The sequence below is a fragment of the Xenorhabdus sp. NBAII XenSa04 genome (assembly GCF_963866145.1).
Lineage (GTDB): Bacteria > Pseudomonadota > Gammaproteobacteria > Enterobacterales > Enterobacteriaceae > Xenorhabdus > Xenorhabdus indica.
This window is the reverse complement of sequence record NZ_CAWMEB010000042.1, coordinates 1-1,346: the sequence shown is the minus strand read 5'-3', so window position 1 is coordinate 1,346 and position 1,346 is coordinate 1. Positions and strand designations below refer to the sequence as shown.

The window sequence follows — 1,346 nt, the reverse complement described above, 5'->3', positions numbered from 1 at the left end:
CCCAGTGAAGTGGATTATCAAAAACTGCAGGTGTTATTTGATCGTATCGCCAAAGAAAAGCACCAGCGCGGGGAACTGAGCAAACCCTATGATGAATTGGTGGAATCCCATTTGACCCTGTCACGTCAGTATGACGAATTACGGCAGGAATACGGTTTAATGCGCCGTTCGTTCACAGTCACGGCAGCAGTGCCTTATACCGATGTCTGGCATTTTGCCCCCGTTCAGTATTATCCGGGCAAGCATCCGTGCGAAAAACCCGCTGACCTGATGGCGCATATTATCCAGTCCAGTAGCCGGGAAGGGGATCTGGTAGCAGACTTCTTTATGGGTTCCGGTGCAACACTGAAAGCGGCGTTGAAAATCAACCGCCGAGTGTTGGGCGTGGAACTGGAAGAAGAGCGGTTTAAGCAGACCGAGCAAGAGATCAACGAGCAGTTGTCAACTTAGCGTTTACAATTCATTCAAGGCTGCGCATGGCGTGGCCTTTTTGTTTTCTGGGCGCACCAAGAGAGGGAGGTGGAACGGTGAAGTACATGGGGAGTAAATCCCGTATTGCGAAACATATCGCCCCCTTCATTCTGGAGTATTTAACAACAGATACGGTTTATGTTGAGCCATTCGCTGGTGGAATGAACATGGCGAGTTACATCAACACCAAACATGCTGGACCTGTTATTGCTGCGGATAAACATGAATACCTGATGGCAATGTGGGGAGCCTTGTTATCCGGCTGGCAACCACCGGGACAAATATCACGTGAGCAGTACTATGCGATAAAGCATAACAAAACGGGCATTCCTCACTTAACTGGCTGGGTTGGGTTTAATTGTAGTTATTCGGGTAAGTGGTTCGATGGGTTCGCAGGCGTCACGCAGACAAAATCAGGTATTCGTGATTATCAAGCGGAGGCTGTCAGTAATATTCAGCGACAGATAAGTGATCTGGATGGCGTGCAATTATTATGCAGTGATTACAAGGCACTGAACATACCGGATGGCGCAGTCGTCTACTGTGACCCGCCTTATGCGAACACGCGGCAATACCGCGATGCCTTTAACACGGCTGAGTTCTGGAATTGGGTTCGTGAGTTATCGAACCGCTGTACTGTCTTTGTTAACGAATATACCGCTCCAAATGATTTTGATTGCCTTTGGTCAATGGCATTAACCAGTAGCCTGAGTGCGAATCATCAATCGGGCACAACGACAAAATCAGTTGAATCGTTGTTTATGATAAGAACATGACCAACGGCATTACTCACTCTCTGCGTGGTTTTTTGCTCAGTTGGCAATCAATGGGATTCCATAGATGGACATCGAAGAGCGCTACAGCTTCACGTGGCA

Annotated in this window: 2 protein-coding genes; both read left to right on the top strand. The window is 48.1% G+C overall.

What is annotated here, in order from left to right:
- Window positions 1-450 (top strand): site-specific DNA-methyltransferase (locus AAC147_RS02005; protein ID WP_047685209.1); only part of this gene is annotated, 450 nt, incomplete at its 5' end.
- 26 nt (window positions 451-476) lie between these two features.
- Window positions 477-1,247, top strand: a complete 771-nt coding sequence (locus AAC147_RS02000) for a DNA adenine methylase (RefSeq protein ID WP_081989132.1) — start codon at window positions 477-479, stop codon at window positions 1,245-1,247.
- Window positions 1,248-1,346 lie beyond the last annotated feature (99 nt).

Coding starts and splice junctions, on each gene's coding strand:
- AAC147_RS02000 (WP_081989132.1), top strand. CDS start 477: ATGGCGTGGCCTTTTTGTTTTCTGGGCGCACCAAGAGAGGGAGGTGGA.